The organism is Bacillus sp. T-10(2022), from assembly GCF_056502895.1.
The window spans coordinates 2,798,947-2,824,465 of the sequence record NZ_CP113518.1; the positions used below are offsets into that span (position 1 = coordinate 2,798,947).

The window sequence follows — 25,519 nt, forward strand, 5'->3', positions numbered from 1 at the left end:
GGATACAAATGCAAAATAAAAAGAGTCAGGAAAAAATACTATTCACACCTAATCAATGGGTAGGTGCCCTGCCACCCAAATATTAGTTAAAAGTAACCATAGGATAATTTTAAATATAATGTCCAGTATATTTGTTGGAGATATTCAAATTGCTTATTGTATGGATTATTTTCATAAGATATCCACAAATTTAAAGTTCTGTAATTAATTTTTAAATCTTCTATAGACATATCAATTTCCGGAAGATGTTTGGGGTATTATAGATATTTTGTAACTTCTGCACTAATCCTGCATAATTTTGTAATGATAATGTAAATTAAGGAAAATATGTGTGTCACTTAAGGATGATAAAATTATAAAAAAGAGATTTTATCGGGGGAAAATAGTAAATGAAAAAAATTATAGCTTCAGTTGTAGTGACTGGATTGTTACTTTCAAATCCTTTGGTTAGTAATGCTGCATTAGGAGATCGTACGTTAAAAAGTGGAATGACTCATACAGAAGTAAAACAATTACAAGGGGTTTTAAAGAATAAAGGGTACTTCACTAATAAAAACACTACTACATATTTTGGAACAATCACTAAAAGTTCGGTAGTGAAATTTCAAAAAAGTAAGGGCTTGAAAGCTGACGGTATTGTAGGTCCGAATACATATAAGGCTTTGGGGGTTAGGAAAAACACTGCTCAAAAGTCAAACGGTAATTCATCTACTAATCTGGTAAATAACGCTAAAAAATATTTGGGTGTATCCTATGTATGGGGAGGGAGTACACCAAAAGGTTTTGATTGCAGCGGATTTTTAAAATATGTTTACGAAAAAAGTACCGATGTGAATTTGCCTAGAACTGTTGCGGAAATATATAAGAAGGGGAATAAGGTTTCTTCGCCAAAAGTTGGGAATCTTGTTTTTTTTGAAACCTATAAAACTGGCGCCTCTCATGCGGGCATTTATATTGGAGGGAACCAATTCATTCATAGTTCCTCCTCAAAAGGTGTAAGTATTACTTCGATGAATAATAGCTATTGGTCAGAAAGATATTTAGGTGCAAAATCATATAATTGATAGAGTGACTTTTAACTTTTAAGACATTAAACCCAGTTCTTTTTCAAAGGACTGGCTTTTTTTCATTAATCTACAAATAGGTTATTATATCGAGAAAGTCCTATGATGATGATAAACCACCAACCCATGCAACTAAAATAACTCCTATTAATGGAAAGTCTCTGAATCGGTGCTTGGCTTTTTTATGTCTAGTGGGCATTGCATTAAAGCGATTAAAGGTAGAGTAGAGAAATTACCTGGAGTTAACGCTGTGAAAGCAAACTTGGATTGAGGGACCGTTGAAGTGGAATTTAAACCAGACATGTACAATAACATTTAATAAAGAACGTGCGAATTGAAGCACGATTTCTTTTAGAACAACATATACTTTACCAGGGTATGGTTTATCATAACCGTGGTCGTTAATTCTTTCCTAACATCCTTTGGAAAAAGGAATGGCGTTTATACTCTGAAATTCGACCTACCTGAATACTCTTTAAAGAGCTGCATAACAGATCGAATTTGGTTCCTTACAACGGCGTTCCCGATTTTTTTACTGACTTACAAAGTGTGGGGAGAATTTAAATTTCATGATAAAGTCAATAGCTATCCATTTGTTATAGAGGTCAAAAAAAAAGAAAAAAGGGGAATTTATATGAGCTTAGATGGGGTTAGCAAACATCTATTAATTTGCAACGGGAAAACATGCACGAAAAATGGAGCAGAAGAAGTAACAGAGACTATTAGGGCGGAATTGAAAAACCTAGAACTACAAAAGGAGATTCACACAACAAAAACATTATGCAACGGCCAATGCAAGCATGGGCCGATCGCTGTTCTATATCCACAAGGAACCTGGTATAAAGAAATGAATAAAACAAAAAGTAAAGAACTTATTCGTCAATTGAAAGAAAATGACAATGTTCATCTAGGCTCTGAACTTTATTACCATGATGGGAAAACATTCAAGAACCATGAGAGTGGATGAACTGTAACATCTTACTTCTATATCTAAAAAGGGTTTCTTTACAGGGTCTTTCTGGAAGAAAAAAATTGCGATATTCAATGGACTGATCATTTTTACCAATCAGTCCATATTTCCAAAATAGGGTTTACTTCTCCCCATTAATACTAATTGAAAATTGTTCTCTTAGAAAAAATTGAAGTTTTGAAAGGGCATTAACGTCTATGTCGAAAATTCAATAAGGGGGAACAATACCCGCTCGTAAAAGTACACTTTTATGAACGGGTATTTTTTTATAACATTACCTCAAATTCTTACCTGGATGGCGGAAGAGAAACTTTTAATCCCTCATGTTAATTTCACTAGCTTATCATTCTCTATCTTGTTATGATTGATATACCTGTCTAAATCTTCGAAAAATATCGAAAGTTCGGTGTAAAAATGAATCTTATGACAAAAGATTTACTGATTAACTTTTTAATTATCCTTTTTCCGATCTTTTTATTGCAAATGAGCTATCTAGTGAAGTACGTATACCGTTTAGATGCATTAAAAGGATCCTTCCTATCGATTTTCCCTATTCTTTCACTTGTTCTATGCATGTTATTTCCCGTTGTTATAGAAGAGGATTTTGTTTGGGACCTTAGATGGATCCCTTTTCTATTAGGCGGTTTATATGGAGGCTACCGGTTAGGAATCATATTGATAGTCATCACTCTTGTTATCCGCTATTTATCAGGGGGTGATAATGGATTTTATATATCATGCATCACATTTCCACTAATGGGAATTTCCCTGTTTTTTATATCTAAGTACTACCTAAAAATGTCTGTCAGTAAAAAAATCCTTATTGGTATATCATTAATATTCATTGTCCATATTCTCACGCAGTTTATTTCAACAGTCGTATTTGAACTTACTATCGGCATAAGTCTATGGAAACAATACTTCACGATCCAAGTCATTGGAATCGTTGTTGTAATCTTACTATGGGAGGTCATCCTCACTAATTTTCAGGTTCTCGAAAAATTAGTGAAAGCGGAAAAATTGCAGATCGTTAGTCATCTTGCTGCAAGCATATCTCATGAAGTCAGAAATCCCCTTACAGTTACCAGGGGATATATTCAAATGTTAAGCGAAGACGTGTCTTCCCATACAAAGGTCAAATATGCAAATATTGCACTGAAGGAATTGGATCGGGCCACGGATGTCATTAATGATTATTTGACGTTTGCTGCCATAAGCCCTGAAAACACGGAGCGATTAAGGGTATCCGAAGAAATTCAGCATGTCGTGAACAGCATAAAACCCTTGGCTAGCAATAATGGAACAGAATTGAAATTATCCTTATTCGAAGATGGAGCTTATTATATCATGGGGGAAAGGAAGAAATTCCAGCAGTGCTTGTTCAATATCTTAAAGAATGGGATAGAATCGATGGACCATGCTGGCGAAATTTACATAGATTTACTTCGTGCTGCCTCCACCATCCAAATTAAGATCCAAGATCAGGGAATTGGTATGACACAGGAACAGATATACCGTTTAGGTGAGCCTTACTTCACGACAAAAAATAAAGGGACGGGATTAGGCATGATGGTTTCATATAGCGTTATCAAAAGCATGGAAGGAACGGTACATGTGTCAAGTGTACAAGGGAAAGGGACATGTTTCTCTATTAACCTGCCCATACATAAATACGAGCCTATTTAGTTTAGTGTAAATTGACGGTTTTACACTCATAGATTACAATTTAAGTAAACTACCAATATTATGAAATGATTCAATGACGCATTTGATACCTAAGGGAGATGATTGTATGAAATCGCTTACAGATGGACAAATCATTTGGGAACCGACAAAGGAACAAATCGAGCAAACGGTATTGACTCAATATGTGAAATGGTTAAAAGAAAAGAAAGGTATAACATTTCATGATTATCATGAATTATGGAAATGGTCGGTAGATGAACTGGAGGAATTTTGGGCTTCAATTTGGGATTATTGTGATGTAAAAGCAGCCAGGAAATATGACAGGGTTTTAGCGGAGCAATCAATGCCAGGTGCGAAATGGTTCGAGGGGGCAAGGCTTAATTATGCTGAAAATGCATTATGGAATGAGCAAGAAGAGAAAACGGCGATTTTTTTTCGTTCCGAACACATCAGGCAGCAGGAAGTCAGCTGGAAAGAGCTGAAAGAAAAAGTAGCTTCTGTCGCCCATTCATTAAGGAAACTTGGTGTGAAATCCGGTGACCATGTTGTTGCCTATATGCCAAACATACCTGAAGCTGTCATAGCTTTCTTGGCAACAGCAAGCATAGGTGCCATTTGGTCCAGTTGTTCACCTGACTTTGGGGCAAGAAGCGTCATAGATCGTTTCAAACAGATTGAACCAGTTGTATTACTGGCGGTTGATGGATATCAGTACAATGGAAATGTATATGATAAAACATCAGTCGTCTCCCAGCTTAAACAGGAATTGGTCACTGTAAAGCATACCGTGCTGGTTCCTTACATAGAAAAAAAGATTTTGGATGTGAATCTGGCAGATACGGTTCCTTGGGATGACCTTTTAAAAGAAAAGGCAGAATTATCTTTTGAAAATGTTCCGTTCGATCATCCGCTTTGGATTCTCTATTCATCCGGTACAACCGGAATGCCAAAACCAATTGTACAAGGGCATGGCGGTATATTATTGGAGCATTTAAAATCAACAAGAATCCATCAAGGCATGACTTCCGAGGATACTGTATTCTGGTTTACGACTACAGGCTGGATGATGTGGAATCTCCTTATGGGCGGTTTGCTTAATGAAGGGACCATCGTCCTTTATGATGGCAGTCCTTCTTTTCCGAATATGGATGCCCTTTGGGAATTGGCTGAAGATACAGGCATGACCTTCTTTGGAACAAGTGCACCATTCCTTACGAATTCCATGAAGTTAGGAAACAAGCCAATGGGAAAATATGATTTATCAAAATTGAAGGCTCTTTTTTCAACTGGGGCTCCATTGTCTGGCGACGGTTATAAATGGGTGTATGAGAATGTCAAGAAGGATATCTGGCTCAGTTCATCCAGTGGCGGAACCGATGTTTGTGCCGGGTTTGTAGGTGGCGTTCCAACATTGCCCGTAAGAATCGGAGAGATACAAGGAAGGGCATTGGGTGTTTGTGCACAAGCTTTTGATGAGCATGGTCAAACATTGATTAATGTAGTCGGTGAATTGGTCATTACCAAACCGATGCCATCCATGCCGCTATACTTCTGGAATGATCATGACGGGACAAGATACTACGAGAGTTATTTCGATTCGTATCCTGGCATATGGAAACATGGTGATTGGATAAAGATTGACGACAAGGGCAGCTGTATCATTTATGGTCGTTCCGACTCGACGATCAACCGTTCTGGTGTACGGATGGGAACTAGCGATATCTACCGGGTCGTCGAAGCGATCGACGAGGTGATGGAAAGCCTTGTCATTGATAGGGAAGTGCTTGGCCGCGGATCCTCACTGCTGCTGTTTCTTGTCCTTAAGCCCGGTAATAGCCTGGATACAGCATTGACGGCAAAAATCAAGGAACAAATCAGAGGGCAAGTGTCCCCTCGCTTTATCCCTGACCAAATCCATGTCGTTGAACAAATTCCTAAAACGTTGAACGGAAAGAAAATGGAAGTCCCGATACGTAAAGTGTTATTAGGTTTCGAGTTTGATAAAGTAGTCAATGCAGACTCCATGGGAAATCCAGAATCGCTACAGTTCTTTAAAGAATTAGCTCTCGAGTTGAATGAGAAAAAAATATTCTAGCAATCAGGCGGAGCAAAATGCTCCGTCTTTTTTTAGACTGTTTAGTTTAGATTGTTATTTTTTCCACCTACTAACTGAACATTGATATAATCCGTTTTATAGGAGGCGTTTAGTGATGTGGGAAAATGTATACGAAGGTTTCAGCGAACTGCTAAGTCACAGCAAATGGCTTTATTTGAGGCCATAAAACAAGCTTTGTTTCCAGAGAATCTGATAGAATTGAAAAATTGTTCAGATCTATACGTGAAGCTCGATTGCTTCAAGTATAGGTTGCGTTCATTTTGGAAGTACACTGTAAAACGCAATGGGAGATTTCGTTCAAGGCAACGCTATTTATGTAAGGACTGCAATAAATCCTTCAATAATATGACTAATACTACATTTTCAGTCTCTAAATATCCAGAAAAATGGGTCAAAAATATTGAGTTTATGATTGAGGGTGTTACTTTACGCAAGATAGCTAAAAATACATATTTCCACTGCATTCTATTGGAGACATAAAATCTTGAAAGCAATCTTCAAACAATTAGAAGGTTTTGTCGAGAGTGATTAAACATTTTTTCGTGAGTCTTTAAAAGGCCGCTGCATGATCAATCATAGAAAAATGAAAAAAGAAGAGAAAAGGATAAAAAAAGAGGAATTTCTAATCTAAAGATTGCCGTAGTAGTAGCTCAAGACCGCAATGGAAATATGGTTGCACGTAAAGCCTGTACTGGCGGGTTAAAGCTGAAGAAATTGAAGCAGTTATAGGTGATTCTATTCACCCACCTGCTTTGTATGCACTGGTACCGCAACAAACTATAAAAAATTTGCTTAGGTAAAAGCCTTGCTGCACGAGACGATTAATGAACGTGAGAAGCAACGTGTAAAAAAAGCTTTATTTCATATACAGCACGTTAATAACTTTCACAACAGACTAGAGGGTTGGATGGAGAGTTTTTAAGGAGTCGGAACATATTATCTTAATTACCTTTACTGGTTTTCGCTGTCTAGAAATAGGGAAACGAGTTGAACAAATGCTTATTTCAGCTTGTCATAAATCTAAATATTATACTGTTGAGACGTTCAGAAGTTAACCAGCTTTGGGGGTTCGGTGTACTAAAAAACGCTCAGAGTATTTTTCCTCTAAGCGTGATAATACAAGTTATCCGGTTACTCCATTAAAGCCCTCATTTTTTGAAAAGCAAATATTTAAAAATAAGCATTGTAGACTTTACCAATAATACCTTTTAATTGATGAACACCTAGATCGGTATTTATCATAATGACTAATCCCGTTTCTAAATAAGGATAAGCTACCATCATACATTGAAAACCAACGCCCCAACCAAGAGATGAAATCTCAATTCCCTTTTCGTTTTTATCTAGGAAAATTCCTAGCCCAGTCCACTCTTTACAACCTTGGGAATTTATAACTTCAATTGCTTTACTTACTGAAAGCTTAAGCTTACTTTCACCATTTAAAGAATTCATTAATTCAATGACCAAAAGAGCTAAATCTGTAGGCGTTGTCCATAACCCAGAAGCTGCTGGATATGGATATATTGGATATTTTCCATTTACTAATTCTCCACTTTTGTTATGACCGCAAGAGAAATATTTTTTGGTTGCTTCTGATGTTGGAAGTTCAAATGTGCTATTTTCCATATTTAATGGTTGAAAAATATGTTCAATCATTACTTCCTTAAAAAGTTTTCCAGTAACGTCTTCTATCAAAAGCTGTATAATGCAAAAACCTGCGTCTGAATATTGAAAGGTGCTCCCAGGCTCATACTTAATTTCAATAGGAGCTTTACAATAGGGTGTTCTTCCTTCTAAAAGCTCGACCATTGTGGGGTTACCTAACCTCGAATCGAGTTCAATAAAACTTCCTTCGGGGTCAATTACACCAGATTGGTGACTAAGTAAATTTCTTAAGGTAACTTTTTTATTTTTATTTAGTTCATTATGAGGAACCTTCCACGATGAAAGTTTTTCATTTACATTCTCATCTAAATCAAGAATACTTTGTTCCGTCAATTTCATCACTAGAATTGAGGTTAAAAATTTACTGATTGAACAAGCATTAAATATAGAATTACTTTCCACTCTTTTATCTGTTTCTGCTTCAAGAAAACCATAGCATTCTGTACTTCTTATGTAACCACCATCAATTTCTGCAATGCTTAATCCAGAAACATTATAATCTTCCATGAGCTTTTGAATGTTGATATTTTGTGTTTTCATACTAACAACCCCCAAATTAACTCCTATGTACAAACGTTTAAAATAAAACTCATTTAAACTGCCCGTTTGTTGAATAAGAACCACTTATATTTTACCATAAAATTCATGTGGTTAGTTTTTATCCTGAGAGCAACAATCTTTTAGAAAACAGCCTTTTTTATATAATTCTCTTGAATAATCTTGGTGATAATTCTAAAAGCGAGTAACTTGTCCATTTCTGGATATTGGTCTGGATTTTCGAACGTGATGCCAATCGGTCTCCCGTTATAATGGCCATCTATGACATGAAAGGCAACTCCTATGTTTGTGTAGGTAACTTTCGTATACAAGCAAGAAAATTGCTAACTAATAAAGCAATAAATGGTTGCCCCTTTTCCCGTTCTATCATTGGATCGGCCCACCATCTTAAAAAGAATATGTATTTCTGGAAATATTTTCTTGACATTTTTAAAACAGCTGAATAGAATAAAATACATAGTCAGTAAGTACTGACAGTCCATTCAGAGGAAGTGAGAGCATGAGCAGCAGTAATAAGCTAAGTACCGATGATAAGCTGCTGTTGGCGGCAATCGATCTAATCGCAGAGAAGGGGTACAATGGTGTTACTACTCAGGAAATTGCTGGTGCCGCAGGTTTGAGTGAAAAAACACTGTTTCGTCGGTTTGGAAGCAAGCTAAATCTTCTAGAAACAGCATTTGATCGATATCATTATGCCGAAGAGATGACAAGACTTTTTAATGAAGAGCAAATCGTGTGGGATTTACATTCAGACTTACAACTGATCAGTCGAACGTATCATGAAATCATGAATCGTAACCGGAAAATGATTATGATAAGTATCAAGGAGGAAGGCAATTTACCTGGGTTTCGAGAAAAAACACAAAAGCACCCTCGACAGTTACTGGAAATTTTGACAAACTATTTTAACACGATGTATGAAAAAGGAAAGCTTATCAACACAGACCCAGAGCTTCAGGCGTTGTCGTTCATGATGATGAATTTTGGTGCCTTTATGAACAATCTGGATGGTGATGGAAACTATCCAACCGTGTCCCTGGAGGCATTTATAATGGGGAGTGTACAAACATTTACTAGGGCTTTAACGCCCTAGTTTTTCATTAAAAAATGACAGTCAGCACTGACGCACTTTGAGAATAAAAGGAAATGGCGATTATTAATGAATTGAAAAAAATATGTTAAATGACAGGAGATTATGAATATGAAATCAAGTAATACAATAGTATGGATTAATGTATTTACAGCTAAACCAAGCAAACTAGATGAATTGGTTGCTATCCAAGCTGAAGAACTACTCAATTTTAAGAAGGGATCACAAGGTGTTCCTGGTTGGATCAGTAGCCGTTGGCATCGTTCTGTGGATAATAATAAGGCAATTATGGTAACTACCTTTGAGAGTATTGATTTTCATGAAAATTGGTTAGAAAAAAGTGAATTTAGAGAACATCTTAACAAAATAAACCATCTCATTGAAGATACAGAAGGTGGGTACTACACGTTAGTGGAAGAGATTGAAAATATGTAAATCCATCAAATCATGAGGTTATATTCTTAAACAATTAATTTGCCAGTCAGTTTTTACGAGGAGGAGAAAACATTGGAAAAATTAAAGATGGGAATTATCTTAGGAAGCACACGAATAGGACGCGTAAGTCCACAAGTTGGAAATTGGGTTAAAGAAATAGCTGATGAACGAGAAGATGCAAATTATGAAATCGTCGATATCGCAGATTTTAACTTGCCATTTGTTGGAGAAGGCACTGGTAAAGAACGTGGATTATTAGCTTGGTCAGAAAAACTTTCTAGCTTGGATGGTTTTGTGTTTATCGTACAAGAATACAATCACAGTATTACAGGGGCATTAAAAAACGCACTTGATTCCGCACGTGATGAATGGAACAACAAAGCTGCGGGCATCGTGAGCTATGGTTCAACTGGCGGAGCCCGAGCAGCCGAACATTTGCGCGGCATCTTAGGGGAATTACTAGTTGCGGACGTTCGGGTAAATCCAACATTATCGCTTTTTACAGATTTTGAAAACTTCAAAACGTTTAAACCAGCTGATTTACACCGTGGTAATGTCCATGCAATGTTAGATCAAACGATTGCATGGAGCGGTGCCTTAAAAAGATTACGATAAGCTTGATAGTTTACTAGCTATGTCCTTCCCCTCCAACTTTTTAACAATATTCATGTTAGCAAGCACTAACACCTAAGCAAATGGTGCATAAAGAGCATATTCCTTAGACAGGCTGCATTCACATTCAAACCATCCTTTCACTTCAGTGATAAGTGATATGAATAGTATAGTTTAAAAAAACGAGACAAAACGAGACAACAATCTCATTTTGTCTCGTTTTGTTTCGGCTGAAAATAGATACATTCCCAATTTTACCGCCCCACATTTTGGCACGGCAATTGCAATATATAAAATTGACTCATTATTAATGATTGGGGGCTGAAAAATGGAAACGGTACAATCGAATGAAATAAAGTTATCTCAGGACAAGGCTTATTGGATGTACAAAAAAATGCTGGAGATCAGAAAATTCGAAGACCAGGTTCATGAATCTTTTGCAAAGGGGATTTTACCAGGGTTTGTCCATTTGTATGCAGGGGAAGAAGCGGTTGCTGTCGGAGTATGTGCTCACCTATCCGAAAAGGACAGCATCACAAGCACCCACAGGGGGCATGGGCATTGTATTGCAAAAGAATGCGACCTTAACGGGATGATGGCTGAAATCTATGGGAAGGTGACAGGGCTTTGCAAAGGGAAAGGCGGTTCCATGCATATTGCCGATTTGGATAAAGGGATGTTAGGTGCGAACGGAATAGTCGGTGGTGGCTTTCCGCTCGCATGTGGGGCAGCATTAACTGCCAAATATAAAAAGACCGATCATGTTAGTGTTTGTTTTTTTGGTGATGGTGCCAACAATCATGGAACATTCCATGAAGGGATAAATCTGGCGGCAATCTGGAAGCTGCCCGTTATATTCATCGCTGAAAATAATGGGTATGGGGAAGCCACGCCTTTTAACTATGCTTCAAGCTGTAAAACGATAGCCGATCGGGCGATAAGCTACAATATCCCGGGTGTCCGGGTTGATGGGAAAGATGTATTGGCTGTGTATAAGGCTGCTGAAGAAGCCGTTCAGAGGGCTCGCAGAGGAGAAGGCCCATCATTGATCGAATGCGTTACTTATCGTAATTATGGCCACTTCGAGGGAGATGCACAGAAGTATAAAAAAGAACAAGACAAAAAGGAGCATAAACAAGAGAAAGATGCGATTGCCCTATTTAGGAATTACTTGCTGAATCAGAATCTGCTGGCGGAAAAAGAACTGATTTCTCTTGAGAATGCCGTTGAGGAATCTATTAAACAAGCAGTCAAGTTCAGTGAAGATAGCCCGTATCCAGAGGCATCCGATTTATTAAACGATGTTTATGTATCCTATTAAACTATAAAAGGAGGAATTGAGATGAGTAGAAAAATCAGTATGTCACAAGCAATAAATGAAGCAATGGCCATGGCAATGAGAAAAGACGAAAATGTCATCCTTATGGGAGAAGATGTAGCCGGCGGTGCAGAAGTCGATCATTTGCAGGATGACGAAGCATGGGGTGGTGTTTTAGGTGTCACAAAAGGATTGGTTCAAGAGTTTGGCCGGGATAGAATCCTCGATACACCCATTGCGGAAGCAGGATATATGGGAGCGGCCATGGCAGCCGCTTCGACAGGCTTACGACCGATTGCCGAGTTAATGTTCAACGATTTCATTGGCAGCTGTTTGGATGAAGTATTGAATCAAGGTGCGAAGTTCCGCTATATGTTTGGCGGAAAAGCACAGGTTCCCGTGACGATCCGTACGATGCATGGTGCAGGGTTCAGGGCTGCAGCTCAGCATTCACAAAGCCTCTATGCTTTGTTCACCAGCATTCCTGGATTGAAGGTCGTCGTTCCCTCATCCCCCTATGACGCAAAAGGGCTCTTACTTTCAGCCATTGAAGATAATGACCCTGTCATCTTTTTTGAAGATAAAACGCTATATAACATGGTAGGGGAGGTTCCGGAAGGCTACTATACAATCCCAATCGGCAAAGCTGAAATTAAAAGGAAAGGCTCGGATTTGACGGTCGTTGCCATCGGTAAACAAGTTCACACCGCGATGGAGGCTGCTGAAAAACTCACAGCTAAAGGCATTGAAGTTGAGCTTGTCGACCCGCGGAGCTTGTCACCACTGGATGAAGAATCGATACTCTCCTCTGTGGCAAAAACAAATCGTTTGATTGTGATCGATGAAGCGAACCCAAGATGCAGCGTCGCTACGGATATTGCCGCACTGGTGGCGGATAAAGGATTTGACACGCTCGATGCACCAATTAAGAGGATTACGGCACCACATACACCTGTTCCTTTTTCTCCACCGCTAGAAGATATTTACCTTCCAACATCGGAAAAAGTGATACAAGTCGTTTCAGAATTATTGGGGGAACCTTCCATTCTTGAGGTGTAATTAAATCAATATGATGCATGCTCCAGCTTTTTCGCATAGAACTGCAAAAGTTGGAGCAACAAAACCAAAGAGCCACAGAAATCAATCTGAAGGGAGAAATAAGATATGGCTGTCGAAGTGGTAATGCCGAAATTGGGCATGGCAATGAAAGAAGGCACTGTTTCGTTATGGAGTAAGGCTGTTGGGGACCCAGTCGAAAAAGGTGAAGCAATTGCCAGCATCAATTCAGAGAAAATAGAAATGGAAATTGAATCTCCAGCTGAAGGTACGATTCTGAATATAGCTGTTCAAGAAGGACAAGGAGTACCTCCAGGAACCGTTATCTGTCATATCGGTAATCCGAATGAAAAAATAAAGATCGATGAACCTGTTGCAAAAGAAACACAGTCGAAAATTGCTGTACAAGAAAAGCCGAAAACAAAAGACTCACCCATTTTGCCAATGGGAGATCGATTGATGATCACCCCGGTTGCGCGAAAAATGGCACAGGCAGCGAATCTTGACATCGAGAAGATACAAGGTACGGGGCCAGGCGGAAGAATCACAAAAGAAGATGTACAGAAAGTAATTGAGAAAAGGGATTCCATGCCGGTAAATACAGAAAAAAGCATAGTTTCCCCACCCCAACCTGCTTTAGATAATCCGCAGCAGATTCCTGTTACGGGCATGAGGAACATCATCGCTAAACGTATGAAGGAGAGCTTGCAAAGCAGTGCCCAATTAACTATAACGATGAAAGTGGATGTCACTGATCTAGTCATTTTGCAAAAACAGGCTGCTGAAGCACTACAAAAACATGAATCAACTAAATTGACTATAACGGACTTTATTGCCAAGGCTGTCGTGATTTCACTTAAAGAGCATCCTAAAATGAATAGTGCTTATATTGAAGATAACATCATTTTGTATGAGCATATCCATCTTGGATTAGCGGTGGCCTTGGAGAATGGACTCGTTGTTCCCGTAATAAGAAATGCCGAAAATTATACCTTAAGGCAGTTATCGAATAAGGGGAAGGAATTGGCTCGATGTGCACGTGACTCTCAATTGCCTATTGAAGACATGCAAGGGTCCACTTTTACAATCAGTAACCTCGGGGCATTTGGAGTTGAGCACTTTACACCGATTCTCAATACACCGGAAACGGGGATACTCGGAATTGGATCTGCTTACGATACCCCGCTTTATATTGGCGAAGAACTGGAGAGGAGAACGATCCTGCCACTCAGTTTAACTTTTGATCACCGTGTACTCGACGGGGCACCCGCTGCTGCCTTTTTACAAACACTAAAACGGTATTTAGAAGAGCCGATCACCGTGATTTTATAGAATAGGAGGGAAAGGTCTTGAATCGTATAGCTATTATAGGCGGAGGTCCTGCAGGGTATGTAGCGGCAATCACTGCTGCCCAGCAGGATAAGGAGATCATATTGGTAGTCGATGGGCCAATGGGGGGCACCTGTTTAAATGAAGGCTGCATGCCAACGAAGTCATTATTGAAAAGTGCCGATACATATGACTTGGTGAAAAATGCCGGGCAAATGGGAATTCGCCTTCCCCCCAATTCGATAGAAGTCGATTGGGATACCGTACAGGAACGAAAGAGAGATGTCATAGCTAAGCTAGTGAACGGCATTAGATATTTAATGAGTAAGAATAAAATAAAGGTCATTCAGGGAAGGGCTTCCATCCTTTCAAGCAATCTACTGCGGATCGAGAACGGAAATAAAAATGAAGTAATTGAAGCAAGTAAGATTATCATTTCAACGGGGTCAGAACCGATTCCACTACCTTTTGCACCGTTTGATGGTGAATGGATCATCCACAGTGGCCATGCCATGTCACTTCCTGCCATTCCCGATTCGCTGCTAATTGTCGGAGGCGGTGTCATCGGATGTGAATTTGCCAGTATTTATAGCAGGTTGGGCACCAAGGTCACCGTTATCGAAATGGGGGAAAAGCTGCTTCCAGGGGAAGATGATGATATCACAAGCATTCTCCATGACGAATTGAAAAACCATGGCGTTACAGTCCATACCTCCACATCAGTCAAAAACATCAATTCAACCAGTAAAACGGTATATTTAGAGAATAGCGAAGGCAAATTGGAAGAAATGATTGCTGATTACGTACTCGTATCAATAGGAAGAAAACCAAGAGTGAACGGAATAGGCTTAGAGGAAAACGATATTGATTTTTCCCGACTTGGCATTTCAGTGGATGATCGAATGCAAACAAGCAATCCATCGATTTATGCCTGCGGTGATGTGATAGGAGGCATACAACTTGCCCATGTTGCTTTTCATGAAGGGCGAGTGGCAGCTCTGAATGCCTGCGGTCAATTTGCACAAGTGAATTACCGGGCAATACCTCGCTGCATTTATACCTCCCCGGAGATTGCCAGTGTAGGCTTGACCGAAAAAGAAGCGCGTAGAAAATATGGAGACATTAAAGTTGGTGAATTCGCTTTTTCGGCAAACGGGAAAGCTGTCCTTTCCAATAAACCGGTAGGAAAGGTCAAAGTCCTAGTGAACCCACAATATAATGAAATTCTAGGTTTTTCTATTGTTGGTCAGCACGCAACAGAATTGATTGGTCAAGGAACGGTCATGCTGCATGCAGAAATAACGGCAGATATGATGGAAGATTTAGTAGCGGCACATCCAACCTTGTCGGAATCCATACATGAAGCTCTTTTAAATGTTGTAGGTCAAGCTGTGCATTGCTAAAGCTGAAGGGGGAATTTGTATGGCTAGCGGTCAACGGACGGCGGTAGTCACTGGTGCAGGTCGTGGTATCGGACGTGCCATTGCATTAAGATTAGCTCAAGATGGATTGAATGTGGTCATTAATGACGTCAATCTGGATACGGCTGAATCGGTCGTGAATGAGATTAGGGAACTTGGACGTGAAAGCTTTGCCGTTAAAGCGGATGTAAGCAATAGACGGGAAGTATTCGAGATGGTGAAGCAAGTTGTGGAACGTTTTGGACAACTGGATGTTATGGTTTCAAATGCAGGAATTGCACAAATAAAGCCTCTGTTGGAAGTAACTCAAGAGGATCTGGAACAGATTTTCAATATAAATGTAAATGGTGTCCTCTTTTGTCTGCAAGCCGCGGCTGAACAAATGAAAAAGCAAGGAGGCGGGAAAATCATAAGTGCTGCCAGCATCGCCAGTTATAAAGGTTTTAGCTTACTAGGTACATACTCGGCCACGAAATTTGCCGTAAGAGGAATTACACAAGCGGCAGCACAGGAATTGGCCCAGTTTGGCATTACGGTGAATGCATATTGTCCAGGAATTGTCGGGACGCAAATGTGGGATTTAATCGATGAAAAAATGGGTCAATATATGAATCTTGCTAAAGGGGAAACATTTAAAAAGTTTACAGATTCCATAACCTTAGGACGCTCCGAAACCCCAGAAGATGTGGCGAAATTCGTCTCTTACCTCGCTTCACCGGATTCGGATTATATGACAGGGCAATCCATCATGATTGATGGAGGAGTTATTTTCTCATAAACTATATTTTTCAATGGAGAAGCATCATGTGAATGATCACATGATGCTTTTTTTTGCAAACTTAATCTATATATTGTAAGCGAATACATAATCTACTATAATTAAAAAGACCTCGATTAACATCCTAATTAATACTCCTTGGTATTTTTCCTCTAGATTGACTGGTCAAATGAAGGTATAAACCAAATGATTAGAGGAGGATTATATGCTATCCACTAGTTGTTATCTACGTACATGGGAACGCTTTGTCAGTGAAGGTGTTCTCGATTCAAATCGTCTGAACAAGCGAATAATGGAATCCTGGCATCGCTGCAAAAAAGATCAAGTCAATCCATACCTTAATAAAGGCAACCACATTTTGACGAATGAATTATTGGACATTCAAAGAGAAAGAAACTCCTTTCTATTAGAAGTGGCATCACCCCAATTATCCAGGATGAATCAATCGATAAAAGAATCGGGAATGATGGCCTTATTGGTCGATCCGGATGGATATGTCCTTTCACTTTCCGGAAACGAGAAAATCCTCGATGAGGCAGGCAAAATAAATTTTGTGGAAGGTGTATGCTGGACGGAGGGTGAGGTCGGAACGAACGCAATTGGAACAGCGTTGAAAACGGGTGAAGCCGTAATGATCCAAGGTACCGAGCACTATTCAATTGCCTCACACAAATGGAGTTGCTCTGCGATGCCCATTTTAAATGAAGACGGTAAGATATTGGGAGTTTTGGATATATCATGTCCAGTAGAATATTTCCATCCATCCATGCTGGGTATGGTAGCCAATCTGGCGTATACGATCGAACAGGAAATGGGGGTGCGTTCCTATAAAAAGGAGCTGGCACTGACCCAGCACTCGATAGAACTTGCAGAGACCTATCCAGATCTGCCTTTTATCGTCTGTAATCATAAAGAAATGATAATCTCCGCCAGTAAACAGGTTCGCAAAAAAATTCCTCAATCCATTGGTATGGCATTGGCCGATCTGTTAAATCATGGTTATCGAATCATAAAGGAAAATCCGCTTCTATCCAAAGAGGATAATAGGATTTCCGGTAAGTGTTTATTCTTATCAGAGAATTATGGTCATGAAACCAATAGGCTTTTTCCTGCTTCAATGCCTTCAGAAAGGTTTGCCTTCAAAGGAGAAAGAGGGATTAGCGAGTCCTTTAGTAACACATTACATAAAGTGAAGCTCGTTGCACCAACAGAAGCAAATGTGTATATATCCGGTGAAACAGGGGTCGGGAAAGAGCTTATTGCCAAGGCTATTCATGAAAATGGCATGCGCAAAAAAGGACCGTTCGTCACGATAAATTGTGGAGCCATACCTAAAGATTTAATGGAAAGTGAATTATTCGGGTATGTTGATGGCGCTTTTACTGGGGCTAAACGGCAAGGGCACAAAGGGAAGTTCGAGCAGGCAAATGGAGGTACCATTTTTCTCGATGAAATCGGTGAAATCCCATCAGCGATGCAGGTTGCCTTACTGCGAGTTCTTCAGGAAAGAAAAATCGTTCCGATCGGAGGGACAAAAAGCATTTCATTGGATATTCGCATTATCACTGCAACACACCGTAATCTTGAAGAGCTTGTCAATGAAGGGTCCTTTCGTAAGGATTTATACTATCGGTTGAACGTTTACCCGATTCATGTAACTCCATTAAGGGAAAGGATTGAAGACATTCCTTATCTAGTCAACTACTTGTGTTCGAAGAATAATTGGAATATTCCATTAACAGAAGAATTATTGAATCGTTTAAAGGAGTACAATTGGCCAGGCAATATTAGAGAGCTGCAGAATGTCCTTCAGCGATTGACCATCTCACTTGCAGAAGGACCTCTGGATTATGTTAAAGTGTTGAATTCCATGCATTCTCACCCCTTCACACGGCATGATGATTTCCCTGCATGGGAGGAACCGGGAAAAATGGGCATCAAGGGAAATGAACTGACGATCCGTGAAAAAATTCAACGGGATCTAATGATAGAGGCATTACAAAAATCAAGAGGAAATGTCACTGCTGCAGCAAAGCTGATGGATATACCAAGAAGTACATTTTACAAGCGGCTCCATAAGTATGGTATATAGACATGCGTGTGTAATTATGTTTAAGAAAAGCAGACTTATAGAAATTCTTGAAAAATGAAAGGGGTATGGCAAATGAAAACGAGAATTACTGAATTATTGGGGATTGAATATCCGATTATATGCGGCGGGATGTTTCAAGTTGGCCGAGCCCCGCTCGCAGCCGCTGTTTCAGAAGCGGGGGGACTTGGCATCATCACTTCGAAAACACAGGTGACACCAGAAGGTCTCCGTGATGAAATTCGCAAAGTGAAAACTTTGACCAAGAAACCCTTTGCTGTAAACCTGAACCTGTTCCCAAGTCAAACGGCAACCCCGAATGATGAGTTCATCGATATTTTAATTGACGAAGATGTAAAAATTGTTGAAACGAGTGGCCGAAGCCCAGAAAGTTTAATGCCCAGACTTAAAGAGCACGGCTTTACCGTGATACATAAGGTAGCGAACGTCAAAAACGCAATATCGGCAGAGAAATTAGGGGTCGATGCCATTATTATTGTAGGGAATGAAACAGGCGGCCATCCCGGCATGGGTGATGTAGGAACGCTTGTCATGCTCCCTAGAGCGGTTGACTCTGTTACTATACCAGTAATAGCAGGCGGGGGATTTTCGGATGGCAGAGGACTTATCAGTGCCTTGTCACTCGGTGCTGAAGGTATCGTCATGGGGACTCGCTTTATGGCAACGCAAGAAGCGCCGATTCATGATAACGTGAAGCAGTGGATGGTATCGGCCAATGAAACGGATACCGTTGTCATCCAACGGAATATAGGCAGTCCGTCGCGTGTAGCATTAAATGCCGTCAGTAAAGAAGTGGACAAACTTGAAAATGAAGGTGCCACTTTAGAGGAATTGATTCCGCTAATTACGGGACAAAGAAGCAAGAAAGTATACTTTGAAGGAAATTTAGACGGAGGCATCTGGTCATGCGGTCAATCCGTAGGACTGATAAAAGAAATATTGACCGTCAATGAACTAATAAAACAAATCGTCCAAGAAGCAAAAACCTCGTTCGAATTCATCCAAAGCCGTATCGAATCCGTTCGAACATAAATAACCTAACAGGAACATGAGATCAATTGTGATTTCGTGTTCCTTTTTTTATCTATTAGACATAAGGTTCCATAGGTGGTCAAGAATAGGTTTTTTCAAAAGTGCATTATCGTTATTTATAACAGAAAGTTGAAGTAAGGCTGATTTATTCGCAACGCGAAAAGCCAATTCAAGAAAGAAAAAAAGGTATATAATTCATCAATTACTTGCTAACCAACTTTCAGCAACTTCTTAATAAAGATATTCACATGTAAAAAAACAAAGAAATAGGTAATCAACATTTCGTGATCAGTGTTTACATAATATTATTATTCCGCTTAATCAGACTACCTTAGATCTTTACTGGTATTTCTCAATGATTTTTAGAAACTTATTAAATACTTTTATATAGAATGTAAAAATCGACTTTTACGATTTACTTATAAATGAATTGCACTCATGATACCCAAGAACTGATTGCTGAAGGTAGGCAGTGTTTCTAAACAAATTGGTTTAAAAGGTTTACCTTAAAACTCTTAGCTGCTACCTACTGATTCTCAGCATGTTGTTGCACTTACGAAAGCGGTCAAAGCTTGAACATCATTAAGCTTTAAACATTTATTATAGGTTATTCACGCTATAAGTTAAGTGAAAATGTCTTATAGGAGATGATGTGCAGAAGATCTATCATCATTCTTAGGAAGAAAGCGGAACTTTCATGATAAAAACTTTTGAATTGCCAATCAGGATAATTATATTTATATAATTTTTCAGAAGTGTTAACCCGTGATTTTTCTCATTTTGCCATTTAATTTATATATCAGAATAACAAAATTGATAAATCAAGTCAGTTAAGCAGGATTAATTCAGATTACTACAGAATTATTAGATAACGCTTTTTTAAATATGTCTTTAGGAAAGGATAAGCAAATGAAGAAAAGGATTAGTGGGGCATTTACTATAGCTGCATTATTAATAATAGGCGGGGCAATCATTTATTACTTCATTTCTTCTTCATACACAACTACAGTAGATTTATACGAATTCCCTGTACCTAGAAATGCTGAATTGGTTCAGATAAATGAACAAGGGAATAGATATGAATGGTCAAGGGCTTCTGAAGAAAATGGCATACCATATGGATATGACTTAGCCCTTAAAGCGAATGGATGGAAAAGGGGGAAAAGTGAAGGAGCTTCCGTTTTTTACACGAAGGGAAATAATAAAATTGATTTAATTACTTCAACAAAGCAATTAGAGATTCTTAGAGTGAATGACTAAGTATGATAAATAATAAGTGAATTAAAGTATAGTAATTGAATAATCGAACCAATAACTATTTTGTGTGCTTTTAAAAATTTATAGTGAGTATATTGATATAAGGTACATATACAATTCAACACTCAGAAGGATGTGGAAGTATGCAGAAGAGTATTCTGCTTATTGAGGATGATGTAGAAATTAGTCAATTAATAGCAAGCGCCCTATTGCAGGAGAATTATACAGTACATGCCGCATTTGACGGGGAAGAGGCTCTGGCTCTCTTTCATGATAAAGAACCTGACTTACTACTCCTTGATTTAATGATTCCTAAATTGACTGGTATGGATTTATTGAAAAAAATAAGAGAAACGAGCATGGTTCCTATATTAATTATTTCTGCAAAAGGAAGTGATTTCGACAAAGCGCTTGGGCTTGGATTTGGCGCCGATGATTATATAAGCAAGCCATTTTCGATGATTGAATTAACAGCTAGAGTTCATGCTGCCATTCGCAGGGCAACGCAATATCTTCCATCCGAAAGCAACTCCACCCAAAATATTCTTCATTATGAAGAGCTCACCCTTGACTTAAATTCATTTACTGTAAATGTTAGAGGGAGAACTGTCCAACTGACATCAAAGGAGTTTCACATATTAAAGTTGTTTATGACCAATCAAAGCAGAGTATTTACAAAGGAACAAATATACCACTTTATTTGGGAAGATGATTATTACGGGAATGAAAATGTCATTAACGTACATATAAGGAGACTTCGTGAAAAAATTGAAAAGGACCCATCCAACCCACAATATATTAGAACGATATGGGGGATTGGTTATAAATTAGGTGTGTAGCTCATGGTAATCATTCTTTGTGCAATGATTATTTTTTTAGTAATCATAAATGTCTTCCAGTATTTGTCCCGAAGAAAACTTAAGCAAAACCTTTATGAAATAAGTGGAAAATTAAGCGATATCATCAAATATGAAACATCTGAAAAAATATTGTTGCCGACCGATCAGCAAGCCATTCAGCAATTACTCATTCAAATAAACAGGCTATTGGATTTCAATCAAAAGGTTATTGCGGATTATGTAAAAACAAAAGATAGCTTAAGAAAATTAATATCCAATATGTCTCATGATTTAAAAACACCACTTACGGTTATTTTAGGTTATGTAGAAAAATTGAAACTGAATGAAATGATAACTGAAGAGGAAAAGAAGGTATTAATGGTAAGGCTGCATGAAAAAGTTTTGAACTTAACTGGTTTACTTAATCAGTTTTTTGATCTGGTAAAAATAGAATCAGATGATTATGTGATTCCTTTAAGTAAACTTTCACTCAATGAGGTTTGCAGAAAAAATGTATTGGAGTTTTATGATTTACTGCTCGCAAAAGGACTTCAGGTAGAAGTTGATATTCCAGATCAGCATCTTTACATCTTAGGTAATGAGGACGCCTTAAATCGTATATTTAATAACCTTATTTCAAATTCAATTCGATATGGCAGTGACGGAGGGGTCTTCGGATTAACACTTCGAGAGGGTGATGGAGCTGTTTCTGTAGAGATTTGGGATAGAGGTAAAGGTATTGCAGAAATCCATCAAGATCGGGTGTTTGATCGGTTATATACATTAGATGATGCCAGAAATCCCAAATTTCAAGGGAGCGGGTTGGGTCTAAGTATATCAAAACGCTTAACGGAAGAGATGAAGGGTACCATCCATTTATATAGTAAACCTTATGAAAAAACGAGCTTTACTTGTATTTTTAAACAAATTACATATTAAAACTTCTTTAAGAGATGTTCTAACGGAACAGCTCTTTTTTAGCTTCGGGATTGATATGAGCTCTAACGTCATTTTTCTAAACTTAAGGAACATGTAAGGATTGAGAAAGAAAAAAGATACTTTCTTTGACTAAGATAGAAGTAGATAGCAATAAGGGAGGCAAAGATGATGGATTATGTTGTTAAAACAAATAGCTTAACAAAAAAGGTAAAAGGGAAATTGCTCGTATCTAATGTGAATCTTCATATAAAAAAGGGTGAAATTTATGGTTTCCTTGGTCAAAATGGTGCAGGGAAAACGACAATCATGAAAATGCTGACAGGAATAATAAGTCCAACCACAGGAGAGATTGAATTGTTTGGCCAGAAGTTAACGAAAACCGAGAAGTCTGGCTTGAAACGGGTCGGAAGTATTATTGAGTATCCCATCTTTTTTGAACATTTAACTGCGATGGAAAATCTTCAGCTTCATTGTGAATACTTAGGCTTTTATGATAAAAAGGCAATTACACAAGCGTTGGAGATGGTTCATTTAACTGGGATTGAAGATAAAATTGTGAGCGATTTTTCGCTTGGGATGAAGCAGCGACTGGGAATTGTAAGAGCAATAATTACTAAGCCTGAACTGATTATATTAGATGAACCTACAAACGGCCTTGATCCAATTGGTATAAAAGATATAAGAGATCTAATTCGAATGTTAAATAAGGAATATGGAATTACTTTCCTTCTATCCAGTCACATCTTAGGGGAAATTGAACAAGTAGCTGACAGAATTGGTGTCATTAAGGATGGAAAGCTCGTGAACGAAGTGACTTTAGCAGATATTAGTAAGCAAAGAACAGACTATATTGAAATTGTCACAAAAGATGTGGAGAAATCAATCTATTTACTTGAGTATGAACTCCAAATTTCCAATATGAAAATTGTGCAGGACAATAGGATTCGAATATATGATCTCACTTTGCCGCAAACTGAAATATCCAAAAAACTAATTATGCATGATGTAGATATCGAGGAAATACAAAAGCATACAAGTACTTTAGAAGATTATTTTTATCAACAAATTCATGGAGGTGGAAAAGTTGGTTAAATTAATGGAGTTGGAGTGGAGAAAGTTAAAGCAAAAAATGATCCTTAGTGAGCTGATCATATATTGGGGTATATTGATGTTTTTGCCCATGTTTTTTATTAAAATGGTCAGTGCGGAATTCGGTCAAAGTTATTCAACCATCAACCAGCTTATGATGTCAATGCAGCTGGGTTTTGTCCTTTTCGGAGCTTCTCTTATTAATCAGGTTGTAATCGATGAATATAAAAATAAAACAATATCTCTTTCATTCGGATATCCGATAAGTCGAAAAAAATTGGTTATGGCGAAGGTTCTTTTTATATCACTTTTTGTTTTCCTTTGTACGTTAGTATCCTTTTTGTTGTCTGGCATGACAACTTATTTACTTGATCAGGCATTTCATATCATTAACGGGCAACCGACTGCTGAAGATATTACCACATATTTTAGTAAGATGATTGTTCATTCTTTAATGGTTACGCTTATTAGTTTAATACCACTCTTTTTCTTTGGTATTTGGAAAAGAGAAACGATACCGACAGTTCTTTGTGCAATATTTCTAATGCAATTTCAAAATTTCTCTTTTCTACTGAATGTCAATCTTAATATTAATATTGTGAACATAGTGCTATGTATATTAGGAGTAGTTAGTGTTTATCTCTCGATTAAAATGGTGGACAGAGTGGGGGACATTTAGTTTTGCCAATTCGTTACAAATTGATTAGAGCCCGGTATTATTCGGAATCATAGATTGCTGGAATATATATTAGTTAAGTGATTAAGAATGAGAATAAAGGAATGACTGGTTTTTTTGTTGAAAGTGGATTTTAAAGCAACATTTTAAAGGATAATACATATTAATAATCATTAATCATTAATATGTATTATCCAATATTATTTTTTAATCACACAAAGTAAGTATTGAAATAAATCTTAAATCCAATAAAATCTTTGTGCCAATGTTTAACTTTAACTAATTGATCAAACATTTTTACTAAATAAATGTAACTGTAATTAGATAAAAAGATTATAGATAAATAATAGCCATGATTAAATATTAAAATTTTCATTCCGTCTCACTAAGTTAAGTATTCTTAAGATATGAGACGAAATTAACATTAAAAATACGACTTCCTATAATATATATTATGTAAACTAGAATAAAAATTATACGAAATGTTCACAGTTTCATATTCCCCTTTTGTACGGAGACACAAAGATAAGTACATTGGGGACATGAATTTGAGTACATAGAGTTATTAATCCACTCAAAACCGCACCAATTCAATCTCTAAACTGTTTTGAGATACAAAATCGAGTACATTATAAACAATATATTTTTAATCTTCTTGATTATTTTATAAAAAAGATTGATTATTTTTGTGATCCTTAATCAACTAACGCACCCGTTAGTGAAATAACTATAAACTCTCTGGTAAATGATGTTTATACATTTCTAATGTATCAGTATGTTCTTCTAACACAGCTATCGTTTTGGGATGTGGCTTTACATAAATAACTGAATAGTCCTTTTCATCAAATTCTTCATGAATAGGAAAAGCTAATTTTTCTTCATCAATTGAAAATTGGGCATCAATTCCCTTTTTATTTCCACGAGCATCTAATCTTATCCATTTATTAAGTGATTTTAAAAAAACAGCGTTTAAAGCGTGAATACAATACCCTTTTTCTGGTGTATCAAACAACATCAACCTTTGATAGCAGAAACCGGTTGGTATTCCTTGTGATCGTAATAAAGAAGCTAATAGATTTGATTTTGCATAGCAAATTCCCTCTTTATAGGCTAATACATCTGATGCATTACAAGTAACACGTTTCCCTTGAATATCCCAAGAATGAGATATTTCATCACGAACAAATTCAAAAGCTACTTTTGCTTTTTCAATTTCTGTTTGAGAAGGGTTGAAAAGTTCATCCACTTTTGCTCCAATTATAGGATTAGAATAATTAACTTCATTTAATTCAAGTAAATAATCATCCAATTTTTCAGACTCACAAATCATATTTATTACCCCCACTCCCTCCGTTTGTATAAATATGTATATACTAGTATTATTATACAGTAAGAGAAGATGAATTTATAGGTGTACTGTTGAACTAAACTGTCCCGTTAGTTGCATAAAGAAAAAGCTGCCTTAAGACAGCTCAAATC

At 37.8% G+C, this 25,519-nt stretch carries 22 protein-coding genes and 1 pseudogene; 21 read left to right on the forward strand and 2 right to left on the reverse strand.

Annotation, left to right across the window (positions count from 1 at the left end):
* Positions 1 to 389: 389 nt before the first annotated feature.
* The 6 genes and pseudogenes from OSJ91_RS13715 to OSJ91_RS13740 all read left to right on the forward strand — a co-directional run bounded on the left by OSJ91_RS13715 (position 390) and on the right by OSJ91_RS13740 (position 6,891).
* A complete protein-coding gene (locus OSJ91_RS13715) occupies positions 390 to 1,064 on the forward strand; it encodes a C40 family peptidase (RefSeq protein WP_485891820.1) in 675 nt (224 codons plus the stop codon).
* 184 nt (positions 1,065 to 1,248) lie between these two features.
* Positions 1,249 to 1,335, forward strand: a complete 87-nt coding sequence (locus OSJ91_RS13720) for a cation transporter (protein ID WP_350302871.1) — start codon at positions 1,249 to 1,251, stop codon at positions 1,333 to 1,335.
* Positions 1,336 to 1,698: 363 nt separating this feature from the next.
* Complete coding sequence (locus OSJ91_RS13725; RefSeq protein ID WP_350302669.1) at positions 1,699 to 2,031, forward strand: (2Fe-2S) ferredoxin domain-containing protein; 333 nt, start codon at positions 1,699 to 1,701, stop codon at positions 2,029 to 2,031.
* Positions 2,032 to 2,448: 417 nt separating this feature from the next.
* A complete protein-coding gene (locus tag OSJ91_RS13730; protein WP_413017755.1) occupies positions 2,449 to 3,720 on the forward strand; it encodes an ATP-binding protein in 1,272 nt (423 codons plus the stop codon).
* A 73-nt stretch (positions 3,721 to 3,793) separates the two neighbouring features.
* On the forward strand, positions 3,794 to 5,815 hold the full coding sequence (locus OSJ91_RS13735; protein WP_485891821.1) for an acetoacetate--CoA ligase: 2,022 nt from the start codon (positions 3,794 to 3,796) through the stop codon (positions 5,813 to 5,815).
* 115 nt (positions 5,816 to 5,930) lie between these two features.
* A pseudogene (locus OSJ91_RS13740) lies at positions 5,931 to 6,891 on the forward strand (IS1595 family transposase).
* Between the two features lie 115 nt (positions 6,892 to 7,006).
* Here the strand turns inward: OSJ91_RS13740 and OSJ91_RS13745 are convergent.
* Positions 7,007 to 8,041 (reverse strand): serine hydrolase domain-containing protein, encoded by a 1,035-nt coding sequence (locus OSJ91_RS13745; protein WP_485891822.1) that lies wholly within the window; start codon positions 8,039 to 8,041, stop codon positions 7,007 to 7,009.
* A gap of 517 nt (positions 8,042 to 8,558) precedes the next feature.
* Here OSJ91_RS13745 and OSJ91_RS13750 point away from each other — a divergent pair.
* The 15 genes from OSJ91_RS13750 (at position 8,559) to OSJ91_RS13820 (ending at position 24,043) form a co-directional block, all read left to right on the forward strand.
* Positions 8,559 to 9,152, forward strand: coding sequence for a TetR/AcrR family transcriptional regulator (locus tag OSJ91_RS13750; protein WP_413017761.1), 594 nt, complete (start codon positions 8,559 to 8,561; stop codon positions 9,150 to 9,152).
* Between the two features lie 108 nt (positions 9,153 to 9,260).
* Positions 9,261 to 9,584 carry an antibiotic biosynthesis monooxygenase family protein gene (locus tag OSJ91_RS13755; protein WP_413017763.1) on the forward strand — a complete coding sequence of 108 codons (324 nt, stop codon included), beginning with the start codon at positions 9,261 to 9,263 and terminating at the stop codon, positions 9,582 to 9,584.
* Positions 9,585 to 9,671: 87 nt separating this feature from the next.
* Entirely contained in the window at positions 9,672 to 10,199 is a 528-nt protein-coding gene (locus OSJ91_RS13760; protein WP_434547793.1) for an NADPH-dependent FMN reductase, read from the forward strand.
* A gap of 325 nt (positions 10,200 to 10,524) precedes the next feature.
* The gene (locus tag OSJ91_RS13765; protein ID WP_241591712.1) at positions 10,525 to 11,517 is read left to right on the forward strand and encodes a thiamine pyrophosphate-dependent dehydrogenase E1 component subunit alpha; all 993 of its coding nucleotides are present in this window, start codon (positions 10,525 to 10,527) and stop codon (positions 11,515 to 11,517) included.
* A gap of 21 nt (positions 11,518 to 11,538) precedes the next feature.
* A complete protein-coding gene (locus OSJ91_RS13770; protein ID WP_485891823.1) occupies positions 11,539 to 12,573 on the forward strand; it encodes an alpha-ketoacid dehydrogenase subunit beta in 1,035 nt (344 codons plus the stop codon).
* 105 nt (positions 12,574 to 12,678) lie between these two features.
* A complete protein-coding gene (locus tag OSJ91_RS13775) occupies positions 12,679 to 13,902 on the forward strand; it encodes a dihydrolipoamide acetyltransferase family protein (RefSeq protein WP_485891824.1) in 1,224 nt (407 codons plus the stop codon).
* A gap of 17 nt (positions 13,903 to 13,919) precedes the next feature.
* The gene (lpdA, locus tag OSJ91_RS13780; RefSeq protein ID WP_485891825.1) at positions 13,920 to 15,302 is read left to right on the forward strand and encodes a dihydrolipoyl dehydrogenase; all 1,383 of its coding nucleotides are present in this window, start codon (positions 13,920 to 13,922) and stop codon (positions 15,300 to 15,302) included.
* 19 nt (positions 15,303 to 15,321) lie between these two features.
* A complete protein-coding gene (locus OSJ91_RS13785) occupies positions 15,322 to 16,098 on the forward strand; it encodes an acetoin reductase (RefSeq protein ID WP_485891826.1) in 777 nt (258 codons plus the stop codon).
* Positions 16,099 to 16,303: 205 nt separating this feature from the next.
* Positions 16,304 to 18,190 (forward strand): sigma-54-dependent Fis family transcriptional regulator, encoded by a 1,887-nt coding sequence (locus tag OSJ91_RS13790; RefSeq protein WP_350302680.1) that lies wholly within the window; start codon positions 16,304 to 16,306, stop codon positions 18,188 to 18,190.
* A gap of 72 nt (positions 18,191 to 18,262) precedes the next feature.
* Entirely contained in the window at positions 18,263 to 19,240 is a 978-nt protein-coding gene (locus OSJ91_RS13795) for an NAD(P)H-dependent flavin oxidoreductase (RefSeq protein WP_350302681.1), read from the forward strand.
* Between the two features lie 909 nt (positions 19,241 to 20,149).
* Positions 20,150 to 20,500: a hypothetical protein gene (locus tag OSJ91_RS13800; RefSeq protein WP_485889833.1), complete on the forward strand. Its 351-nt coding sequence runs from the start codon at positions 20,150 to 20,152 to the stop codon at positions 20,498 to 20,500.
* A 140-nt stretch (positions 20,501 to 20,640) separates the two neighbouring features.
* A complete protein-coding gene (locus tag OSJ91_RS13805; RefSeq protein WP_485889834.1) occupies positions 20,641 to 21,336 on the forward strand; it encodes a response regulator transcription factor in 696 nt (231 codons plus the stop codon).
* 3 nt (positions 21,337 to 21,339) lie between these two features.
* Positions 21,340 to 22,275: a sensor histidine kinase gene (locus OSJ91_RS13810; protein WP_485889835.1), complete on the forward strand. Its 936-nt coding sequence runs from the start codon at positions 21,340 to 21,342 to the stop codon at positions 22,273 to 22,275.
* A 168-nt stretch (positions 22,276 to 22,443) separates the two neighbouring features.
* Positions 22,444 to 23,367, forward strand: coding sequence for an ABC transporter ATP-binding protein (locus OSJ91_RS13815; RefSeq protein WP_485891899.1), 924 nt, complete (start codon positions 22,444 to 22,446; stop codon positions 23,365 to 23,367).
* Positions 23,351 to 24,043: an ABC transporter permease gene (locus OSJ91_RS13820; protein WP_485889836.1), complete on the forward strand. Its 693-nt coding sequence runs from the start codon at positions 23,351 to 23,353 to the stop codon at positions 24,041 to 24,043. Before OSJ91_RS13815 ends, OSJ91_RS13820 begins: the two co-directional genes overlap by 17 nt.
* A gap of 724 nt (positions 24,044 to 24,767) precedes the next feature.
* On the opposite strand, the gene OSJ91_RS13825 is transcribed toward OSJ91_RS13820, so the two are convergent.
* Positions 24,768 to 25,370 (reverse strand): transglutaminase-like domain-containing protein, encoded by a 603-nt coding sequence (locus OSJ91_RS13825; protein ID WP_328175988.1) that lies wholly within the window; start codon positions 25,368 to 25,370, stop codon positions 24,768 to 24,770.
* Positions 25,371 to 25,519 lie beyond the last annotated feature (149 nt).

Coding starts and splice junctions, on each gene's coding strand:
- OSJ91_RS13715 (WP_485891820.1), top strand. CDS start 390: ATGAAAAAAATTATAGCTTCAGTTGTAGTGACTGGATTGTTACTTTCA.
- OSJ91_RS13720 (WP_350302871.1), top strand. CDS start 1,249: ATGTCTAGTGGGCATTGCATTAAAGCGATTAAAGGTAGAGTAGAGAAA.
- OSJ91_RS13725 (WP_350302669.1), top strand. CDS start 1,699: ATGAGCTTAGATGGGGTTAGCAAACATCTATTAATTTGCAACGGGAAA.
- OSJ91_RS13730 (WP_413017755.1), top strand. CDS start 2,449: ATGAATCTTATGACAAAAGATTTACTGATTAACTTTTTAATTATCCTT.
- OSJ91_RS13735 (WP_485891821.1), top strand. CDS start 3,794: ATGACGCATTTGATACCTAAGGGAGATGATTGTATGAAATCGCTTACA.
- OSJ91_RS13745 (WP_485891822.1), bottom strand. CDS start 8,041: ATGAAAACACAAAATATCAACATTCAAAAGCTCATGGAAGATTATAAT.
- OSJ91_RS13750 (WP_413017761.1), top strand. CDS start 8,559: ATGAGCAGCAGTAATAAGCTAAGTACCGATGATAAGCTGCTGTTGGCG.
- OSJ91_RS13755 (WP_413017763.1), top strand. CDS start 9,261: ATGAAATCAAGTAATACAATAGTATGGATTAATGTATTTACAGCTAAA.
- OSJ91_RS13760 (WP_434547793.1), top strand. CDS start 9,672: ATGGGAATTATCTTAGGAAGCACACGAATAGGACGCGTAAGTCCACAA.
- OSJ91_RS13765 (WP_241591712.1), top strand. CDS start 10,525: ATGGAAACGGTACAATCGAATGAAATAAAGTTATCTCAGGACAAGGCT.
- OSJ91_RS13770 (WP_485891823.1), top strand. CDS start 11,539: ATGAGTAGAAAAATCAGTATGTCACAAGCAATAAATGAAGCAATGGCC.
- OSJ91_RS13775 (WP_485891824.1), top strand. CDS start 12,679: ATGGCTGTCGAAGTGGTAATGCCGAAATTGGGCATGGCAATGAAAGAA.
- OSJ91_RS13785 (WP_485891826.1), top strand. CDS start 15,322: ATGGCTAGCGGTCAACGGACGGCGGTAGTCACTGGTGCAGGTCGTGGT.
- OSJ91_RS13790 (WP_350302680.1), top strand. CDS start 16,304: ATGCTATCCACTAGTTGTTATCTACGTACATGGGAACGCTTTGTCAGT.
- OSJ91_RS13795 (WP_350302681.1), top strand. CDS start 18,263: ATGAAAACGAGAATTACTGAATTATTGGGGATTGAATATCCGATTATA.
- OSJ91_RS13800 (WP_485889833.1), top strand. CDS start 20,150: ATGAAGAAAAGGATTAGTGGGGCATTTACTATAGCTGCATTATTAATA.
- OSJ91_RS13805 (WP_485889834.1), top strand. CDS start 20,641: ATGCAGAAGAGTATTCTGCTTATTGAGGATGATGTAGAAATTAGTCAA.
- OSJ91_RS13810 (WP_485889835.1), top strand. CDS start 21,340: ATGGTAATCATTCTTTGTGCAATGATTATTTTTTTAGTAATCATAAAT.
- OSJ91_RS13815 (WP_485891899.1), top strand. CDS start 22,444: ATGGATTATGTTGTTAAAACAAATAGCTTAACAAAAAAGGTAAAAGGG.
- OSJ91_RS13825 (WP_328175988.1), bottom strand. CDS start 25,370: ATGATTTGTGAGTCTGAAAAATTGGATGATTATTTACTTGAATTAAAT.